General features: G+C 73.0%; 19 protein-coding genes. 9 read left to right on the top strand and 10 right to left on the bottom strand.

Features of this window, described 5'->3' with window-relative positions:
* Positions 1-43: 43 nt before the first annotated feature.
* From ACSHT8_RS05535 to ppsA, 3 genes are read left to right on the top strand one after another with little or no spacing between them, the layout of a single operon-like run.
* Positions 44-424 carry a hypothetical protein gene (locus tag ACSHT8_RS05535; RefSeq protein WP_436502261.1) on the top strand — a complete coding sequence of 127 codons (381 nt, stop codon included), beginning with the start codon at positions 44-46 and terminating at the stop codon, positions 422-424.
* A 10-nt stretch (positions 425-434) separates the two neighbouring features.
* On the top strand, positions 435-1,037 hold the full coding sequence (locus tag ACSHT8_RS05530) for a CBS domain-containing protein (RefSeq protein WP_436498328.1): 603 nt from the start codon (positions 435-437) through the stop codon (positions 1,035-1,037).
* Between the two features lies 1 nt (position 1,038).
* The gene (gene ppsA, locus ACSHT8_RS05525) at positions 1,039-3,285 is read left to right on the top strand and encodes a phosphoenolpyruvate synthase (protein WP_436498327.1); all 2,247 of its coding nucleotides are present in this window, start codon (positions 1,039-1,041) and stop codon (positions 3,283-3,285) included.
* On the opposite strand, the gene ACSHT8_RS05520 is transcribed toward ppsA, so the two are convergent.
* The 5 genes from ACSHT8_RS05520 to ACSHT8_RS05500 all read right to left on the bottom strand — a co-directional run bounded on the left by ACSHT8_RS05520 (position 3,256) and on the right by ACSHT8_RS05500 (position 7,807).
* Positions 3,256-4,710 carry a wax ester/triacylglycerol synthase domain-containing protein gene (locus ACSHT8_RS05520; RefSeq protein WP_436498325.1) on the bottom strand — a complete coding sequence of 485 codons (1,455 nt, stop codon included), beginning with the start codon at positions 4,708-4,710 and terminating at the stop codon, positions 3,256-3,258. The genes ppsA and ACSHT8_RS05520 overlap by 30 nt on opposite strands.
* On the bottom strand, positions 4,707-5,411 hold the full coding sequence (locus ACSHT8_RS05515; RefSeq protein ID WP_436501998.1) for a CBS domain-containing protein: 705 nt from the start codon (positions 5,409-5,411) through the stop codon (positions 4,707-4,709). The genes ACSHT8_RS05520 and ACSHT8_RS05515 overlap by 4 nt, the downstream gene beginning before the upstream one ends.
* Positions 5,411-5,902, bottom strand: coding sequence for a hypothetical protein (locus ACSHT8_RS05510; protein WP_436498323.1), 492 nt, complete (start codon positions 5,900-5,902; stop codon positions 5,411-5,413). Before ACSHT8_RS05510 ends, ACSHT8_RS05515 begins: the two co-directional genes overlap by 1 nt.
* Entirely contained in the window at positions 5,881-7,314 is a 1,434-nt protein-coding gene (locus ACSHT8_RS05505) for a wax ester/triacylglycerol synthase family O-acyltransferase (protein ID WP_436498321.1), read from the bottom strand. The genes ACSHT8_RS05510 and ACSHT8_RS05505 overlap by 22 nt, the downstream gene beginning before the upstream one ends.
* Positions 7,315-7,405: 91 nt before the next feature.
* Positions 7,406-7,807: an Hsp20/alpha crystallin family protein gene (locus ACSHT8_RS05500; protein ID WP_436498319.1), complete on the bottom strand. Its 402-nt coding sequence runs from the start codon at positions 7,805-7,807 to the stop codon at positions 7,406-7,408.
* 227 nt (positions 7,808-8,034) lie between these two features.
* Between ACSHT8_RS05500 and ACSHT8_RS05495 the strand changes: the two genes are divergently transcribed.
* Positions 8,035-10,482, top strand: coding sequence for a cation-translocating P-type ATPase (locus ACSHT8_RS05495; protein ID WP_436498317.1), 2,448 nt, complete (start codon positions 8,035-8,037; stop codon positions 10,480-10,482).
* 1 nt (position 10,483) lies between these two features.
* Here the strand turns inward: ACSHT8_RS05495 and ACSHT8_RS05490 are convergent, their stop codons facing one another.
* The 5 genes from ACSHT8_RS05490 to ACSHT8_RS05470 form a co-directional block, all read right to left on the bottom strand.
* Positions 10,484-10,849 (bottom strand): DUF5655 domain-containing protein, encoded by a 366-nt coding sequence (locus ACSHT8_RS05490; RefSeq protein ID WP_436498315.1) that lies wholly within the window; start codon positions 10,847-10,849, stop codon positions 10,484-10,486.
* Positions 10,850-10,874: 25 nt separating this feature from the next.
* On the bottom strand, positions 10,875-11,435 hold the full coding sequence (locus ACSHT8_RS05485; RefSeq protein WP_436498313.1) for a flavodoxin domain-containing protein: 561 nt from the start codon (positions 11,433-11,435) through the stop codon (positions 10,875-10,877).
* 36 nt (positions 11,436-11,471) lie between these two features.
* Positions 11,472-12,470 (bottom strand): type I glyceraldehyde-3-phosphate dehydrogenase, encoded by a 999-nt coding sequence (gene gap / locus ACSHT8_RS05480; RefSeq protein WP_436498311.1) that lies wholly within the window; start codon positions 12,468-12,470, stop codon positions 11,472-11,474.
* 98 nt (positions 12,471-12,568) lie between these two features.
* Entirely contained in the window at positions 12,569-13,537 is a 969-nt protein-coding gene (locus ACSHT8_RS05475) for a DUF2157 domain-containing protein (protein ID WP_436498309.1), read from the bottom strand.
* A gap of 58 nt (positions 13,538-13,595) precedes the next feature.
* Complete coding sequence (locus tag ACSHT8_RS05470; protein ID WP_436498307.1) at positions 13,596-14,531, bottom strand: polysaccharide deacetylase family protein; 936 nt, start codon at positions 14,529-14,531, stop codon at positions 13,596-13,598.
* A gap of 146 nt (positions 14,532-14,677) precedes the next feature.
* Here ACSHT8_RS05470 and ACSHT8_RS05465 point away from each other — a divergent pair, with 146 nt between their 5' ends.
* The 5 genes from ACSHT8_RS05465 (at position 14,678) to ACSHT8_RS05445 (ending at position 18,162) form a co-directional block, all read left to right on the top strand.
* Positions 14,678-15,676 carry a zinc-binding alcohol dehydrogenase family protein gene (locus ACSHT8_RS05465; protein WP_436501997.1) on the top strand — a complete coding sequence of 333 codons (999 nt, stop codon included), beginning with the start codon at positions 14,678-14,680 and terminating at the stop codon, positions 15,674-15,676.
* 102 nt (positions 15,677-15,778) lie between these two features.
* On the top strand, positions 15,779-17,041 hold the full coding sequence (locus ACSHT8_RS05460) for an NAD(P)/FAD-dependent oxidoreductase (RefSeq protein WP_436498305.1): 1,263 nt from the start codon (positions 15,779-15,781) through the stop codon (positions 17,039-17,041).
* A gap of 17 nt (positions 17,042-17,058) precedes the next feature.
* Positions 17,059-17,325: a DUF1918 domain-containing protein gene (locus ACSHT8_RS05455; RefSeq protein WP_436498303.1), complete on the top strand. Its 267-nt coding sequence runs from the start codon at positions 17,059-17,061 to the stop codon at positions 17,323-17,325.
* Positions 17,322-17,723 (top strand): hypothetical protein, encoded by a 402-nt coding sequence (locus ACSHT8_RS05450; RefSeq protein ID WP_436498301.1) that lies wholly within the window; start codon positions 17,322-17,324, stop codon positions 17,721-17,723. The genes ACSHT8_RS05455 and ACSHT8_RS05450 overlap by 4 nt, the downstream gene beginning before the upstream one ends.
* On the top strand, positions 17,713-18,162 hold the full coding sequence (locus tag ACSHT8_RS05445) for a universal stress protein (protein WP_436498299.1): 450 nt from the start codon (positions 17,713-17,715) through the stop codon (positions 18,160-18,162). Before ACSHT8_RS05450 ends, ACSHT8_RS05445 begins: the two co-directional genes overlap by 11 nt.
* Positions 18,163-18,217: the final 55 nt, after the last annotated feature.

Raw genomic sequence — 18,217 nt, 5'->3', positions numbered from 1 at the left:
AGATCTCGGTCGCGGTCGGCAAGTCCTGACGGGAGGGACCACGGTGACCAGATCGTCCACATCGGACCTCGGCAGGGTGGTCAGGATGTTCTGGCCGGGCACCGGCGGGCTCGCCCGCCCGGTCGACTGGCTGGAGTCCGGCGTCCTGGCCGCCGTGGTCCTGCTCGGGCTGCTCTCGGTGCCGGTCGCCGCGGCGATCGGCACGGAGTCCTATGTGGCCGCGGCGGCGGTGGCCGGGCAGGGCGAGTCGGGGCTTTCCCCCGGCGGCGCGGTGGCCGCGGGCGTGGTCAGCGGACTCATCGCGCTGATCATCGCGCTGTTCGGCCTGGTTTTGCTTTTCCAGGTGGTCAAGTGGGTGCTCGACCGGCACCGGGCCCGCCGCTGGGCGGCGGACCTGGCCCGGATGCGGGTCGACCGGAAATGAGGGAGATGCGATGAGAGCACGAGATGTCATGACGAGGCCGGTGGTGAGTGTCGACGCGGACACCACGATCCGCGAGGCGATCACGGTCCTCACCGACAACGGATTCGCCGCGCTCCCGGTCGTCGACGACGTCGGGCGGGTCATCGGGGTGTTCAGCGAGTCCGACGCGATGCGCGCGGGCTCGGTCGCCGAGGCCGGACCGGACCGCAGGGCGCAGCCCGTGTCGACGGCGATGAGCACGCCCGTCGAGGTCGTCGCGCCGACCGACGACACCGCCGCGATCGCCGCGCGCATGCTGGCAGGCCACCTCCGGTGCCTTCCGGTGGTGGAGGAGGGTCTGCTGATCGGCGTCGTCGCCCGCCGCGATCTGCTGCGCACGCTCGTGCACGACGACGACGTGGTGGCCGCGCACGTGCGCTCACTGCTCGACGACTACGCGGGCAGCAGGCGGTTCTGGGCGGTAGAGGTCGACGGCGGCGCCGTCACGATCCGCGGCGACTTCGCCGACCTCGCCGAGCGCCGGATCGTGGGCGCGCTGGCGCGCACGGTGGCGGGCGTGACGAAGGTGGAGCTGGAGAACTCGGCCGCGGTCAGCCTGGCGTGGGACGACTGACGTGGCCGACTACATCAAGGACTTCACCGCGCTGGGGTTGGCCGACGCCGACGAGGCGGGCGGCAAGGGCGCCAATCTCGGCGAACTCGTCGCCGCCGATCTGGCGGTGCCACCGGGGTTCGTGATCCTGCGTTCGGCGTACCTCGACTCGATGGACGCCGCGGGTGTGCGTGCCGAACTGGCGACCGCCCATACCGCCGCGCTGTCGGCGGTCGCGGACGCCGACCGGCTCACCGAGGCGTGTGACCAGCTGCGTGCCTTGGTCGCCAAGGCCGGGCTCGCCGAGCCGGTGCGGCGGCGCATCCTGGAGGCGGCGCGGTCGCTCGACGCCGACGAGGTCGCCGTGCGGTCCTCGGCGACCGGGGAGGACGGCGCCGACGCGTCGTTCGCGGGCATGAACGCCACCTTCACCAACGTCGCGGGCGACGACGAGCTGACCGCGCGGGTCGTGGACTGCTGGGCGTCGCTGTTCGCCCCTCGCGTGGTGGCCTACCGGGCGAGCCGCGGCTTCACCGCCGAGCCGGCCATCGCGGTCGTGGTGCAGCGCATGGTCGCCGCCGAGCGCTCCGGCGTGGCGTTCACCGCCGATCCGAGCACCGGCCGCACCGACCGCGTCGTCGTGGAGGCCGCCTTCGGCCAGGGCGAAGTGGTCGTCGGCGGCTTGGTGGAGCCGGACACCTATGTGCTCGACAAGAACTCCCTCCAGGTGCTGCGCACCAACATCGGCAGCCAGGCGTTCAAGATCGTGCGCGGCCGGGACGGCGGGGACGAGCAAGTGCCGCTCGACGAGCGCTCTGGTGGGGCGCGGGTCCTCGATGAGGACGTGCTGGCCCAAGTCGCCCGCCTGGCGGTCGCGGCCGAGCGGCACTACGGGGTGCCGCAGGACGTGGAGTGGGCGATCGACGCCCAGGGGGTCTGGCTTGTCCAGGCCAGGCCGATCACCACCCTCGGCGAGCCGAGTTCGGGTGCCGCGCTGGTCACGGGGCTGGCCGCGGCGCCGGGCCGGGTGGCGGGCCGGGTCCGGGTGCTCACCGCGCCCGAACAGGGTGGCTTGCTGCTCGACGGCGAGATCCTGGTCGCTCCCATGACGAATCCGGACTGGGTGCCCGCGATCCGCCGCGCGGCGGCGCTGGTCACCGACAGCGGCGGGATGACCTGTCACGCCGCGATCGTCGCCCGGGAGCTCGGCGTACCGTGCGTGGTCGGCGCCCGGACCGCGACGGCCGAGCTGGCCGACGGCGCGCTGGTCACCGTGGACGGGTCGGAAGGCGCCGTCTACGCGGGCGACCAGACCTCGCCCGCGCGGACCGAGCCGGTGGCGGCCGTGGCGCCCACCATGGCCGAGGCGACCGCGACCAGGGTCTATGTGAACCTGGCCATGCCTGAGCGCGCCGAGGCGGTCGCCGCGCTCGACGTCGACGGCGTCGGCCTGCTGCGGGCGGAGTTCATGCTCACCGAGGCGCTGCACGGCAGGCACCCGCGCGACCTGATCGCGCACGGGGAACAAGCCACGTTTGTTGACGAGATGTCGGCGGCGCTGCTGCGGATCACCTCCGCGTTCGGCACCCGGCCGGTGGTCTACCGGGCGACGGATCTGCGCAGCAACGAGTTCCGCGGCCTGGTTGGCGGCGCGCGGTTCGAGCCGCGGGAGAGCAATCCGATGATCGGCTACCGCGGCTGCTACCGGTATGTGCGCGAGCCCGACCTGTTCGCGTTGGAACTGGAGGTGCTGGCCAGGGTCCGGGAGCAGACCCCGAACCTGCACCTGATGATCCCGTTCGTGCGGACCAAGTGGGAACTGGAGGCGTGCCTGGAACTGGTCGACGCCTCGCCGCTGGGCAGGCAGCGCGGGCTGCACCGGTGGATCATGGCGGAGGTCCCGTCGGTGGTGCACTGGCTTCCCGAGTACATCGGGCTGGGCGTCGACGGGGTGTCCATCGGCAGCAACGACCTCACCCAGCTGATGCTGGGCGTCGACCGCGACTCCGAGGTGTGCGCCGAGCTGTTCGACGAGTCCGATCCCGCGGTGCTCGACGCCATCGGCACCATCGTGCGCACCGCGCGCGGGCTGGGTGTGACGTCCTCGCTGTGCGGCCAGGCCCCGTCGACCCGGCCGGGCTTCGCCGACCACCTGGTGCGTATGGGCATCACGTCGATCTCGGTCAACCCGGACGTGGTCGCCGCGGCCCGGCGTGCGGTGGCGGGCGCCGAGAAGCGCCTACTGCTCGACTCGGTCCTCGACCGCTGAGCGGTGCGGGACTCCCGGGAAACGGGAGTCCCGCACCGGCAGGTGCACCGCCCCGCTGCCCGCCAGCGCGGTGATCTCGGCGAACCCGGCGCGCAGGCACTCGGCGAACAGGTCGGCGTCGGGGATCGCGGCGGTGTCGTAGGTGACCCCGATGTGGCAGGCCCCGGCGTAGGACATCAGCGTCAGGTTCGCCGCGCAGCCCATCGTGGGGCCGAACGCGCAGTACGCGGTCACCTTCGAGCCCGCGAGATAGACCGGCCGGGGCAGGCCGGTGACGTCGCTGGCGAGGAAGTCGACCCGCTTGAGCATGCTCCCCGCGACCGCGGAGGGCAGCAGGTCGAGCCCGCCCGCGATCGCGTCGGTGAACGCCAGTGACCGCTGGGAACGCGCGTTCTGGCAGGCGTGGCCGATGACGGCCATCCGGGTGACCGGGTCGGGCTCGGCCACCGGCAGCGGGAAGCGCAGCAGGGTGATCCGATTGCTCGCGGCCGGATCGGCCGCGGTGCGAATGCTGATCGGCATGGTGACCCGCAGCTGGGCGGGCCGGGCGCGGTGCGCGTCGTGGTAGTGCCGCAAACCGCCGGTGACCGCGGCGAGGAAGGCGTCGTTCACCGTGCCCCCGGCGGCGCCCGCCGCGGCCTTGAGGTCGTCGAGTGACACGGTCAGCAGTTCCATCCCCCGGCCCAGGCCGCGGTCGCGCATCACCGGTGACATCGCCTCGCGGACCGGTGCGACGGTCGCGGCGATGGAGCGCACCGTCGCCACCGCGTCCCGTGCGGTGCCGAGCGGGTCGCGCAGCAGGCCCAGCCACGCGGGCACGACACCCCGGGCGGCGCCCACGACCAGCCCGACGGCCCGGCCTGTGGTGTGCAGCAGGCCGGACAGCAGCAGGTCGGCGCGGTCGGGCTCAGGCGCGGGTGGCGGGGTCACCGCCCGCGCGGTTCGCCCGCCGTCGAACAGCTTGGGCGCCAACCGCATCGCTCCCTGGCCGTCGGTGAGCGAGTGGTGCACCTTCATGATCAGCGCAGCCCGCCGGTCCACCCGCTCGACCAGCGTGAACGTCCACAGTGGACGACTGCGGTCGAACCCGGTCATCGCCTCCAGCCGTGCCAGGTCGAGTACCTGTGCGGTCCCGTGCGGTGCGGGAGCGGCGACCCGGCGCAGGTGCCAGCTCAGGTCGAACCGCCCGTCGATCGCCCAGCGCGGCGGCGCGAGCCGGGCGGGAGGCTGCTCGACCCGCTGGCGGAAGCGCGGGATCGACCGGGTCGCCGCGTCCACCTTGGCGCACAGCGCGGCCCAGTCCGGCACGCGGTCCAGCCACGCCACCCCCACGATGGTGGACCGGAGAGCCGGATCGCTCTCCTGATACCAGGAGAAGGCGTCGCTGGACCGCATGAACTCGCCGTCGCCCGCCCACTCGGTCATGGTCGGGTCCGGTGGCTGAGCCAGGGTTCGTGGGTGAGGTCGGTCGCCGGTTTGACGGCGGGCTGGGTGTCGTCGGCGACGAAGGTCAGCTCCGCGTCGACGTCGACCACTCCGTCGATCCCGCGGGCCATCGACTCGATGAGTCCGATCATGGACCTGCGCTCGACCTCGCCGCGCAGCCGCACCACGCCGCCGTCGACCGCCACGGTGACCGTCGCGGGCGTGACGGTGAGGCCGAGCCCGTGTTCGAGGACGTCGTGGGTGACCTCGTCGGCGATGTCCTCGTCGGTCCGCAGGTACACGCTGAGCAGGTCGCCCCGACTGACGATGCCGACCAGCGCGCCGGTGGTGTCGACCACCGGCAGCCGCTTGATCCGGTGCCGGTCGAGCAGCCTGGCCGCCTCGGCGATCGTGGCCTCCGGCCCGATCGTGCGCGCGGGCCTCGACATCAGCTCACCGGCGTGGGTTCCCCTGCTACGCCAGAAGTGCCACCGAAGGCGCCACCGGCGCACCCCGGGCCGCGCCTGGGCGCCGACGAGGTCGCTGGTCGACACCACGCCTAGCACCCCGCGTCCGGCGTCCACGACCGGCAGGGCGCTGACGTCGCGGTGGTGCATCACCCGCACGATGTCCTTGAACCGGGCGGCGGGTGTCACCGTCGCGACGTCGGTGCTCATCACCTGCTTGACGAGGCCGCGCATCACGCCTGCTCCTTCGCGGATCGGATCGGCAGCCGCACCTCGGTGCGCAGCAGTCCTGGCCGCCACGCCTTGTCGGGGCCGACGAGGTAGCACTCGGTGGGTGGCCCGGCGGGCTCATACCCTTCGGCGGCCGCGCCGCGGGCGACCGCGTCGTGGGCCGCGCCGATCTCGTCGTAGGGGCCCACGTGTTCGGTGCGAGCGACCTTGACCTGCTCTTGGACGACGACTTCGGCGCCGTCGGCCACCGGACCCGGCTCGGCATGGTCGAGGGGGAAGGCGAACTCGACCGCGGTGGTCCGGCCAGGTCCGACCGGCCCGAGATAGGTGATCTCGGGTGGCCCGGCGGGACTCAATCCCGCCTGGCCCGCCGCGGCGTACAGGTGCCGCAGGCCGTCTGAGACGTCGTCGGTGATGTGGTCGAAGCGCAGTTCGCCAGGCAGGCGCAGGACGGTACGCGGTCGCGTATCGGTCAGGTCAACCGTGTAGGCCATGGCACAGCTCCATTCCTGTTGGGTCGTCGGGACCGGGCGGCGGCCAGCAGCTCGGCCGCGGCGCGGGCGATCGTCTCGGTGAGCACGCCCACCTCCGGGACCGAGGCCCGGTCGGTGGTCACGCCGAACACCAGATTGTCCTGATAGGACAGAGCGGCCACTCCGACCCGCAGTCGGACCGCGATGGGCACATAGGGCAACAGCTCCAGCAGGTCGCGGCCGAGGAAGGCCAGCGGTCCGCGCGGCCCGGGGACGTTGGTGGCCACGGTGACGACGCTGCGCTGGGGGAGCCGGGCCGCGGCTTTGAGTGCGAGCGCGATCGGGGCGAACGGCTCGTGTGCGGCCAGTTCGGTCACCGCGGCGCCTGCCTTGGCCTGCCCGCTGTCCTTCACCGTGCGCATCCGCTCGTGCACGGCACCCAGCGCGCCGACCGGGTCGGCGACGTCCACCGGGAGGAACGGCAGCACCAGCGAGACCCGGTTGTCCAGGATCGCGTGCTCGCCCGGCAGCCGCACCGACACCGGCACCAACGCGCGCACGGTATGCGGGTCGGTGGGCTCGCCGCGGCGGCGCAGCACCTCGCGCAGGGCCGCGCTGACGGCGGTGAGCATCACGTCGTTGACGGTCACCCCGAACACGTCGCGGATTTCACCGATGTCGGTGAGTGAGACCCTCGCGACGCCGTAGCGCCGCGGCGAGCCCAGTTCCCCGGTCAGCGACGACGGGGCCGCGGGCCACACCGACCCGGCCAGCGTGGCGATTCCCCCGATCGCCGAGGCGACCTGTCTGGCCAGGCGCAATGGCGACCGCGCGAGGCCGACCAGCGCGGCCAGCGGGGCGGTGACCGTTTCCCAGAGCGGTGGTGGCGGCTGCGGCCGCAGCGGGTGCACGGTCGCGCCGACCGGGTCGTCGAGCAGCACCTCGTGCAGATGGTTGCCGGACACGCCGTCGGCGAGGCTGTGGTGCAGCTTGGTCAGCACCGCCCAGCGCCCGCGGGCCAGGCCCTCGACGACCCACATCTCCCACAGCGGGCGGTCGCGGTCCATGCGGGTGGCCATCACCCGCTCGGTCAGCGCGCACAGCTCGGCGTCACCGCCCGGCGCGGGCAGCGCGGTGCGCCGCAGGTGGTACCCGAGATCGACCTTGCCCGCGTCGACCCAGCGTGGCGCCGCCAGGTCGAACGGCGCCCGCCGCACCACCTGCCCGGCTCGGGGGAAGCGCCGGAGCCGAGACCGGACGGCGGCGGCGACGTGGGCCTGGTCGGGTGCGGGCCCGTCGAACACCGCGACGGACCCGATCGCCAGAGAGACGTGTGGGTCGGCGTCCTCCAGCGCGAGGAACGCCGCGTCCAAGGGGCTCAGCTGCGTCGCGAAGCCAAGGTGTGGCGCGCGATCCGCCGGTGAGTGCGACACGTCGACTCCACCTCCGTCGCCGGGAACCCGCGATGTGGCCGCGCGGGTGAACCGCCGTGCCCAGTGGGCCTGGGCACGGCGGTCCTTGGCCTTACTTGCCGATCGCGGACACCGGGATCTGCCGGGCCGCGGGCGCCTTCTTGATCGGAACGCTGATCCGCAGGATTCCCGCCTGGTAATCGGCCTTGATGTGGTCGGGGTCGGCGCCCCTGGGCAGGGTCACGCTGCGCCCATAGGTTCCGTAGTGGAACTCGCTGTGCGCTTTGGTCCCCTTGGGTTCGGCGCGCTGGGCGGTGATGGTCAGCTCGCCGCCCGCCACCGAGATCTCGATGTCCTTGGCGGGGTCGAGGCCGGGCAGCTCGGCGCGCACGACGTAGTGGCCGCCGTCGATGTAGTCCTCGATGCGGACAAGGTGGCGGTCCACGAACGGGAAGGTCTCCATCAGCCGGAACAAGTCCGGGAACATCGCGGTGCGCGGAATGACACTGGTCATCGCCGGTTCCTCTCGTCGGGGTGTGGGGTGGGCACCCACCAGCACATCCGGTTCGCGGGGCGTCGAGCAGAGCACCTGTTCCCGTCTCGGCGGGACTTCGGCCCCGGGACCCGGAACCAGCCGCACCGCGATCCCGTGCGCGGGTCGTTGGTCCCGGTCGTCTCGGGCGTCGGTCACTGGTCGGGTTCCGTCCGCTCGCGACACCGTGGCGGGCAGGAGGTGGGGCGATGACGGCCATCGGTGTGCCGACCGGGTTGACCCGACAGGAAGCGGCCGACGTGTTCGAGCGCGTCGGCCCCAACAGCATCGCCGAGCCGTCCGCGCCGGGCCTGGCCGCCCGCGCGCTGGCACAGGCGCGTGATCCGATGATCCTGTTGCTGCTCGCGGCGATGGTGCTGGCGGCGGTGCTGGGCGACTGGACCGACACCGCGGTGATCGCGTTTGTCGTGGTCGCCAACAGCGCGGTCGGCATCGCGCAGGAGGTGCGCGCCGAACGGGCGCTGGCCGCGCTGCGCCGGATGTCGGCGCCGACGGCGCGGGTGGTGCGCGACGGGGTCGGCACGGTGCTCCCGGCCGACCAGGTCGTGCCTGGCGACGTGATCACGGTCGACGCGGGGGACATCGTGCCCGCTGACGCCCGGCTGAGCGCGGCGCACCGTCTCCAGGTCGACGAGTCGATGCTCACCGGCGAATCGGTCGCGGTGGACAAACTCGTCGGCGACGAGGTGTCGGCGGGGACGGTGGTGACCAAGGGCCGCGGGGTCGCGGTGGTGGTGCGGACCGGGGCGACCAGTTCGCTTGGGCGCATCGCCGCGCTGCTCGACACCGGCAGGGTCCGGCCCACGCCCCTGCAGCGGCGCCTTGCCGCACTCGGGCGCGTACTGGCGCTGGTGGCGGTCCTGCTGTCGGCCGGGGTGGCGGCGATCGGGCTGATCCAGGGCCGCTCGCTCGGCGAGGTGACGCTGACCGGGATCAGCCTCGCCGTGGCAGCGGTGCCCGAGTCACTGCCCGCTGTCGTCACCCTCGCGCTGGCGCTCGGCGCGCATCAGATGGCCCGGCGGGGCGCGGTCGTGCGGGCGCTGCCCGCGGTGGAGACGCTGGGCTCGGTCACGATCATCGCCGCGGACAAGACAGGCACGCTCACGGAGGGGCGGATGGTCGTCGAACGGCTGTGGACCCCCGAAGGGGGCGAGCATGTCGTGACCGGCACCGGATACGAGCCGGACGGCGAGATCCGCGGGGACGGCCGCGGGCTCGACCGGCTGCTGCGCGCTGTGGCGCTGTGCAACGACGCCGACCTGAGCCCGCCGGACACCGAGGACCCGCGCTGGCGGTCCGTCGGGGACCCCACCGAGGCGGCTCTGCTGGTGGCGGCGGGCAAGGGCGCGATACCGGTGGCGACGCTGCGCGCGGGGTATCCGCGCGTCGCCGAGGTTCCGTTCGACGCGCAGCGGCGCACGATGACGACGACGCACCGGACGCCGGACAGCGCGGAGCTTGTCGTGTGCAAGGGCGCACCGGAAGCGGTGTTCGCGCACTTGGCGCCCGGCGCCGACACCGACCGCGCGCTCGGCGAGGCCGCGCGGCTCGCGGCCGAGGGCTACCGGGTGCTCGCGGTCACCGAGGGCGCCGACCGGCCGAGGCTCGTGGGACTGGTCGCGATCACCGATCCGCCTCGCTCCGACGTCGCCGACGTGATCGCGGGCTTCCACGCCGCGGGCGTTCGGACAGTGATGATCACCGGCGACCACCCGGAGACGGCGTCGGTGATCGCCGCCCGGGTCGGCATCGGACCGGGGCCGGTCGTGACCGGCGACCACCTCGACGGGATGGCCGACCACGACGCCGCCGTCTACGCCAGGACCCGGCCGGACCAGAAGCTGCGGATAGTCGAGGACTGGCAGCGCGACGGACACGTCGTGGCGATGACCGGCGACGGCGTCAACGACGCGCCCGCCCTGCGCCGCGCCGACATCGGCGTGGCGATGGGACTGGGCGGCACCGAGGTGGCCAGGCAGGCCGCCGACCTCGTCCTCACCGACGACAACCTCGCCACCGTCGCCGTCGCGATCGGAGAGGGCAGACGCGTCTACGCCAACGTCCGCACCTTCCTGCGATACGCGTTGGCCGGCGGGTTCGCCGAGATCCTGGTGATGCTGCTCGGACCGCTCGCCGGTCTGGCCCTTCCGCTGCTGCCCGCACAGATCCTGTGGGTGAACCTGCTGACCCACGGCCTGCCCGGCGTCGCCATCGGCGCCGAACCGGCCAGTCCCGACCTCATGCGCCTGCCGCCGCGGCCCCCCGGCCAGTTCGTCCTCGGCGACGGCCTGTGGCGGCGGATCGGGTGGACCGGCGCGCTCATCGCCGCGGTCACCCTCGCGGTCGGCGCGTGGGGCCACGCCACCGGAAGACCTTGGCAGAGCATGGTCTTCCTGTGCCTGGGACTCGCCCAACTCGGCGTCGCGGTCAGCCTGCGCGCCCGAGGCGGCCCGCGGTTCCTCGACATCGCGGTCGCGGCCGCCGTGGCGCTGCAACTGGCGGGGGTCTACGTGGGTGGACTGCGTGCGCTGCTGGGCACCGTTCCGGTCGGACTCGCCGACTTGGCCGTCGTCGCCGTGGCCGCGCTCGTCCCGGGCATCGCGGTCGCGGCGACGCGATGGTCACGCGCGCGATAGCTCAGCGGCGAGCGTGGTCGGCGGCTTCGAGCAGCCAGTTCGCGACCTCGGTGTCAACCTCGCCGAGGTCGCGAACCTCCAGATGGTGGATCCAGTGGGCGGGCGACGGGTGGGCAACCTGTTTGAACCTCGGAGACGGGTCGTGGCGCCCCAGCACGATGGAGAGCACCACCTCGGCGGCAGGGGAGCGCAGGTAGCGGCCGGGCAGCCAGAGGTAGGCGAACCCCCGGTCCCGCCGGAAGGCGATCTGGCTCTTGGAGACCCGGACCACGCAGGACCCGCGCATGATCGAGCGGACCCGGTCGAAGACCTCGGCGGCGAACGGGTGGCCGCGCAGGAACTCCTCGACATCTCGGTCGGTGGACACCGGTACCGCCCTCGGGGTCGTGGCGCTAGTGCTCGTCGGACTGGGTGGAGGCGCCACGGTCGGACGGTGCCACGCCGGTCACGGAGTCGGCTATCCCTTCGGCCCACAGGTCGATGATCCGCCAGTCGCGGTAGTCGGCGAACTTCCCGCCGAGAGCCCGCCACACCAGCCCGCCCAGCCACCCCATCGCCGACCGGTCGCTGACCCCGGCGAAGAAGTGGTACGCGCCGCGCGGGATGAAGGCGACCGAGCCGGGGAGTTCGACACCGGATTCCTGGCCGGAGAAGACCTTGGCGGCCAGGCCCCGCTGGGTGCCGCGCAGCCCGACGCTGAACAGCCACAGCGGCCGGTCGGCCAGTCCGGCCCGGTGATCCTGGGTGTACCGCACCGCGTCGGGCAGCCACGCCCGGCCGTGCACCGCGCTGCCGAGGACGACGGCGGTGTAGTCGCGCGGGTCGGGCTGGTCGGACACCGGCCGGGCGACCGCGCGAACGCCCCGGGCGGTCAGCGTCGCCGCGATCCGCTCGGCGACGCCGCGGGTGGATCCGGTCGCACTGGCATAGGCCACAAGCACGTGCGCGTCCATGGTCGGGTCCTCTCGCGAAGCGGGTTGCGGCGTGGCTTATCGCGTGGCCATCAGCCGGACAAGGTCGACAGTGCGGTTGGCGTAGCCCCACTCGTTGTCGTACCAGCCGAACACCTTGACCAGGTCGCCGTCGGCCCTGGTGAGCGAGGCGTCAAGCACACACGAGGCCGGGTCGCCGACGATGTCGCGGGAGACGATGGGGTCCTCGGTGTAGCGCAGAACCAGCTTGAGATAGCCGTTCGCGGCCTCGGCGTAGGCGGCGTTGACCTCCGACGCCGTGGCGGGAGTCGCCAACTCGACCGTCAGATCGGTCAGTGAGCCGTCCTCGACCGGCACCCGCACCGCGACGCCGTCGAGTTTGCCGCGCAGCTCCGGCAGGACCTCGCCGACCGCGGCGGCCGCGCCCGTGCTCGTCGGGATGAGGTTCACCGCGGCCGACCGGGCGCGGCGGAAGTCCTTGTGCGGCGAGTCGAGCAGCGACTGGTCGTTGGTGTAGCCGTGGATCGTGGTCATCAGTCCCCGCCGCACACCGAACGAGGTGTGCAGCACGGCGACCATCGGAGCCAGGCAGTTCGTCGTGCAGGAGGCGTTCGAGACGATGTGATGGTGCGCCGGGTCGTAGTCCTGGTCGTTGACACCCATGACGATCGTGGCGTCCACCTGCTTGCCCGGCGCGGTGATCACCACCTTGCCCGCGCCCGCGCGCAGGTGCGCGGCGGCCTTGTCCCTGGTGCGGAACCGGCCGCTGGCCTCCACCACGAGGTCCACGCCGTTGGCGCGCCAGGGGAGCAGTTCGGGGTCCGGTTCGGCGAAGGTCCGGATTGTCCTGTCGCCGACCGAGATCCAGTCGGCACCGGACTTCACCTCCGCGGCCCACGGTCCGTAGGTCGAGTCGTAGCGCAGCAGGTGTGCCAGCATCGCGGCGTCGGCGACGTCGTTGACCGCGACGATCTCGATGTCCTCCTCGACCCGGTCGAAGGCACAGCGCAGGACGGCCCGGCCCATCCGGCCGAACCCGTTGATGGCCACTCGCATGTGGAGCCTCCTGTTCGATGGGATGTTCAGGTCGCGATAGTCCGGCCGCGCCCGCCGCCGCGGGAGTGTTGTTGGTCCCTGTCCGTCAGCACCCAAAGTCACCGGCCCAGCCGCAGGCTGAGCCCGCCCACCGCCAGCAGCACCGCACCCGCGATCAGCACGCTCGCCGCGCCGCCGACCGAACCGTCGGTCCAGTCCCAGATCGCCTCGGGCACCGCGACGGTCACACCGAGGACGCCCGCCGCGGGCAGCACAGCCGAGCGGACAGCGGGGTAGACCGCGAAGCACAGCGCGGCGACACCGACGGTCAGCCCGTACGCCCAGGCCGCCAAGCCGGTGGTCCCCAGCGGCTGCTGGGCGCCGATCAGGGCGATCGATGCCGCCACCGTGAGTCCAGCCCACAGGGGCCGCACAACCTGGGCCGCGGTCAACGCACCCCAGGCCACACCCAGCAGGATCAGCGAACCAGCCAGGGTGAGCGCGTTCCCACCGATCAGGTCGACCACCTGCGACACCAGGGCGAAGCTCGCCACGGCGCCCACCGCGAGCCCGGCAAGGGACGGCTGCACGAGATAGCCCGCGGCGGCGAGCCCCAACGCGGTCGCCGCGGCCCACACGCCCTCATCGCTGGAGGCGGCGGTGGCCGCCGTGAGCGCCCCCACCACCGCGGTCAGGGCGAACAGCACACCGCTGACGCGCGTGCGTGCGGGCTCCACCGGGTGGTCCCGGGCGAGCAGCCGCCGCGGTCCACCCCCGATCAGCACCCCGGAGGACAGCAGGACCAGCGCCGCGATCACCAGCACGACGATCCGCCCGGCGCGCGTCAGGTCCGCCCACGACGTGCCGATCAGCAGCGCCGCGCCCGCGAGCATCAGTCCACCGCCCACGTACCCGAACAGCTCGGCCACCCGGCGCGGCTCCGACGCGGTGGTCTCCGCCGTTCGCAGCGCCTCGCGCACCGCGTCGAATTGGTCGGCGGAGAGCCGCCCGTCGGCGACGAGCCGCCGCAGGGCCGTGTCCTGCGCGCGCGTGAGCCCCCGGTGTCCGTGTCGCGTTGTCACCGTCATCTCGGCCTCCTTGCCACGGGTGGTGACGGTCGAATGGTGGGTCCCGTCGCGCTCGCCTTCAGCGCAGCAGGGCGTCGAGGGTCACGAAGTCGTATCCGGCGGCCCGGATCCGGTCGATCATCCGTGGCAGCGCGTCGGCGTCGAGGGTGGTGCCGTCGTCCGGGTTCGAGCCGACGTGCATGAGCACGATCTCCCCTGGCCGCAGCGCGCCCACCGTGCGGTCGACCACCTGTTCGGCGGTGATCCCGCCGCGGGTTCCCTTCCACCCCAGGGTGTCCACTGTCCACCGGACGGCGACATAGCCGAGGTCGTTGACGCCGCGGATGGTCCGGGCGTCGCGGGCGCCGAGCGGGAACCGGAACAGCGGTCGCGGGTCGACTCCGGTGTCGCGGAGTGCCTGCTGCGCACGGCTGACCTGGTCGCGGAGCTGGACGTCGGACAGGGTGGTGAAGTCGAGGTGGTTCATGGAGTGGTTGCCCACCCGGTGGCCGCCGCCCGCGATGGCCTTGACACCGGCCGGATTCGCCGCGGCGAAGGAGCCGGTGAGGAAGAACGTCGCGGGTACCCGCTTGGCGGCCAGGGTCGCCAGGATCGATGGGAGTCCGGCACTGTTCGACCCCGCGTCGAAGGTCAGTGCCACCACGGCGCGAGACGTCGGGATCGCGGTCACGTCCTGCCCGCGCAACGACTCCGGGAACGGCGGCGCGGGCCGGGTGGTGGCCCGGGACGTGGTGGTGGCCGCGGTGGTGGTCGGTCGCGTGGCCGAGGTCGACGGGGCAGGGGACGGGGACGTGGTCCCGCCAGCGGTCGATGTCGTCGGCGTGCTCGATGTCGCGGGCGAGGTCGTGGTGGTCGTGGTGGTGGTCGGGCCTGCCGCGGGCGGGTCCTCGTCGCCCGAGCGGACGGCCACGACCGCCACCACCGCGGCGACCAGGACGGCGGCCGCCGCGCCCGCGATCGCCGTCGTACGCCGTCGGTTCGTCCAGTCGGCCATGGGGTCCTCACTTCGGGTGGTGTCCACTTGCCGTCCAGCCCAGACGACGGGCCCGACTGTCGGCAGGGTCGGACTTCCCCATCCCGCGGGATCATCGTCCCTGCTCACCGGGGCCGAGTGGCGGTTAGCGTTGCCGGATGGACACGATGCGCGCGTGGCGGGTCGAACGCCCCGGCCCGATCTCGGGGGCACCGCTGCGGCGGTGCGCCGTCCCGCTCCCGGACCCCGGGCCCGGTGAGCTGCTCGTTCGCGTGACCGCCTGCGGTGTCTGCCGCACCGACCTGCACGTGGCCGAAGGCGACCTGCCGGTCCACCGGCCGGGTGTCATACCGGGCCACGAGGTCGTCGGCGAGGTGGTCGCGGCGGACGCCGGGGTGACCGGGTTCGCCGTGGGGGACCGGGTCGGCGTGCCCTGGCTTCGGCACACGTGCGGCCGGTGCCGGTACTGCGCGCGTGGCCGGGAGAACCTGTGCCCGGACTCGGCCTACACCGGGTGGGACAGCGACGGCGGCTATGCCGAGTACACCACCGTGCCCGCCGGGTTCGCCCTGCGGCTGCCCGCCGGGTACTCCGACGCGGAGTCCGCGCCGCTGCTGTGCGCGGGGGTCATCGGCTACCACGCCCTGCTGCGCGCGGACCTCCCCGACGGGGGCACCCTGGGCATCTACGGCTTCGGCGCCAGCGCACACCTCGCCGCCCAGGTGGCGATGGCCAGAGGCGCGACGGTGCACGTGATGACCCGCGACGCCGCCGCGCGGGAGTTGGCTCTGAGCCTGGGCGCGGCTTCCGCGCAGGGCGCTGCTGACCCTCCGCCGCGGCCACTGGACTCGGCGATACTGTTCGCCCCAGCCGGGGACCTGGTCCCGCCCGCGCTGGCGGCGCTGGACCGGGGCGGAACGCTGGCCATCGCGGGCATCCACCTGACCGACATCCCGCCGCTGGACTACCAGCGGCACCTCTTCCAGGAACGCCAGGTCCGCAGCGTCACCTCCAACACCCGCGCCCAGGCACAGGAGTTCCTCTCGTTCGCGGCGGAACACCGGCTGCGGGTCACGACATCGCCGTACCGGCTGGACGACGCCGACGAGGCGCTGCGCGACCTCGCCGCCGACCGGGTCCACGGCGCCGCGGTCCTCATCGGCTGACCGGGACCTTCGACCGCCGAATCGGGACGTTCGACGCTCACCCGGTCAAGGCCCGCCCGCGTTGTGTCGGCTGTGACAGTCGCCCTGGCGGGAGGAGAGCTGATGTCCATGCAACGCGTAGTGGTGCTCGGCAGCGGGTTCGCCGGTCTGGAGACCGCGTACACGCTGGCGGCCCGGCTGACCGACGAGCAGACGCACGTGACCGTGGTGTCCGACCGCGACGACTTCCTGTTCAAGCCGAACACCATCTATCTGCCGTTCGGTGCCGCGGAGGCGCCGCTGCACATCCCGACCGAGCGCCCGCTCGCCCGCCGACACATCAAACGCCACATCGCGACCGTCGAGGGGATCGACGCCGCGCAGGGCACCGTCCACACCAGCCGCGGCCTCCCACTGCACTACGACCACCTGGTCATCGCCACGGGCGCGGCCATGCGGCCACAGGAGGTGCCCGGCCTGGCCGAGCACGCCCACCAGGTGTGGACGCCCGGCCAGCTGCACCGCCTCGGCGAGGCACTGCGCCGGGTCGCCACCAACGCCAGCCACGGGCGCGGTCAGAAGGTGCTGTTCCTGGTTCCCCCGGGCAACAAGTGCGCGGGCCCGCTCTACGAGCTGGTGTTCATGCTCGACACCTGGCTGCGGGAGCGCGAGGTGCGCCACCACGTCGACATCGCGTTCAGCACGTTCGAGCAGACCTACATCCAGGCGTTCGGCCCGCGACTGCACGACGTGGTCACCGGCGAGTTCGCCGACCGGGGGATCGCGGGCCGCACCGGCGCCGCGGTCGACAAGGTCGCCGACCGGCAGGTCCTGTTCACCGACGGCCAGGAGCAGGAGTACGACCTGCTGGTCACGTTCCCGCCCTACACCGCCGCCGTGCGGTACGACGGCCTCGCCGCGGACGACCGCGGTTTTCTCACCTGCGACAACTCGACCAGGGCCGTCGTCGGCCACCCGGAGATCTTCGCACCCGGCGACGCGGGCGACTTCCCCGTCAAGCAGGCGTTCCTCGCCTTCCTCCAAGCTGACGCGGTCGCCGACGCCATCAGCGCCCAGATCCTCGGCACCGCGCCTGGCGCGGGTTTCGAGCCGACGAGCATGTGCGTGATGGAGATGTTCGACAAGGCGACCTTCGCCCAGGTCCCGCTCACCGTCACCGGCGATCCCGCCGCGCCGGTCATCGTCGACGGCGACAAGCCCGACGACTACCGCGTCGGCGTCAGCCCGATCTGGCGGCTGGGCAAGAAGGCGCTCGGCCTCTACCTGCCGCTGCGGTTCCGCCGCGGCCTCCCGTTCCACTCCGGGATGCCTTGGCGCGCCATGGATGTCGCGTTGCGGGTCGGTGCCCGCACCCTCGCACACTGACCAGGAAGGAGTGTCCCATGTACGCCCGACCAGGAGACTGGCTGATCGTCGAACGGGGGTCGGTCGACCACCATCCCCGCCGCGGCCGAATCGAGCAGGTCCTCCACCCCGACGGCTCCCCGCCGTACGTGGTCCGGTGGACCGAGACCGACAAGTCCGCGACCGTCTTCCCCGGCCCCGACGCGCGGGTGATGACCGCCGACGAGCTCGACGCCCACGACGCCGCCGCGCTGGCCCGGTTCGGCCGCGTGCAGCAGGCGATCCGCGAACGGAGCGGATCGTGAGCCGCCGGACCGTGCTCACCGCCGCGGTGGCCGGTCTCGTCGCCGTCTGGGCCTACGCGGGCGGGATCGGCGTGATCGGCGGTGGCGTCGACTTCGGACCGGAGATCAACGACCGGCTGCCGTGGGGCAGCACCACGCTGGCGGGCCTCGCGCTGATCGCCGTGGTGGCGCTGCCGATGACGGCCGCGGCCTTCGCCATCTGGCGTCGCCTGCCGTCCGCGCGGCGGGTGGCGCTGGTGGCCGGTGTGCTGCTGATCGGCTGGATCGTGGTCCAGCTCGCGTTCATCCGCACCTTCTCCTGGCTGCAGCCCGCCTGCGTCCTGCTCGGTGCGTTCGTCGCCGCGTGGGGCTGGGCCGAGATCCCGTCCCGAACCCGAGGAGTCCGCAGTGAGCACTGAGTCCACCCCCTCTGTCGTCGTCGGAGTCGACGGCTCGTCCGTCGCCTCGGCGGCGCTGTCCTGGGCGGTCGAGGAAGCCGAGCGCCGGGCCCGCGCGGTCCGCGCGGTCACGGTCTGGCCGGAACACCAGGATCCCGACACCGCCGACGTCATCGCCGCCCAGATCCGTGCCGCCGCCGATCGGCACCCCGCGGTGACCATCACTCATGAGGAGTACACCGGCTCGCCCGGAACGGTGCTGGTCGGCGCGGGCGCGGGCGCGGACATGCTGGTGGTCGGCAGCCACGGCGCCAACCGGGTCATCGCCGCGCTGCTCGGCTCGGTGAGCGCCTACTGCGTGCGGTTCGCCCCCTGTCCGGTGGTGATCGTGCCCGAGGCCATGGCCGCCCCCGAGCCGGTGAAGGACAGCGGCGTCCTCACGCCCGGCCCGCTTTTCTGAGCGGACACAGCGATCCCGGGACCCCGTACGCGGGTCCCGGGATCGCTGTGTCCGC

Source organism: Actinokineospora sp. HUAS TT18, assembly GCF_051364635.1.
Lineage (GTDB): Bacteria > Actinomycetota > Actinomycetes > Mycobacteriales > Pseudonocardiaceae > Actinokineospora.
This window is presented reverse-complemented; position numbering and strand designations above follow the sequence as displayed.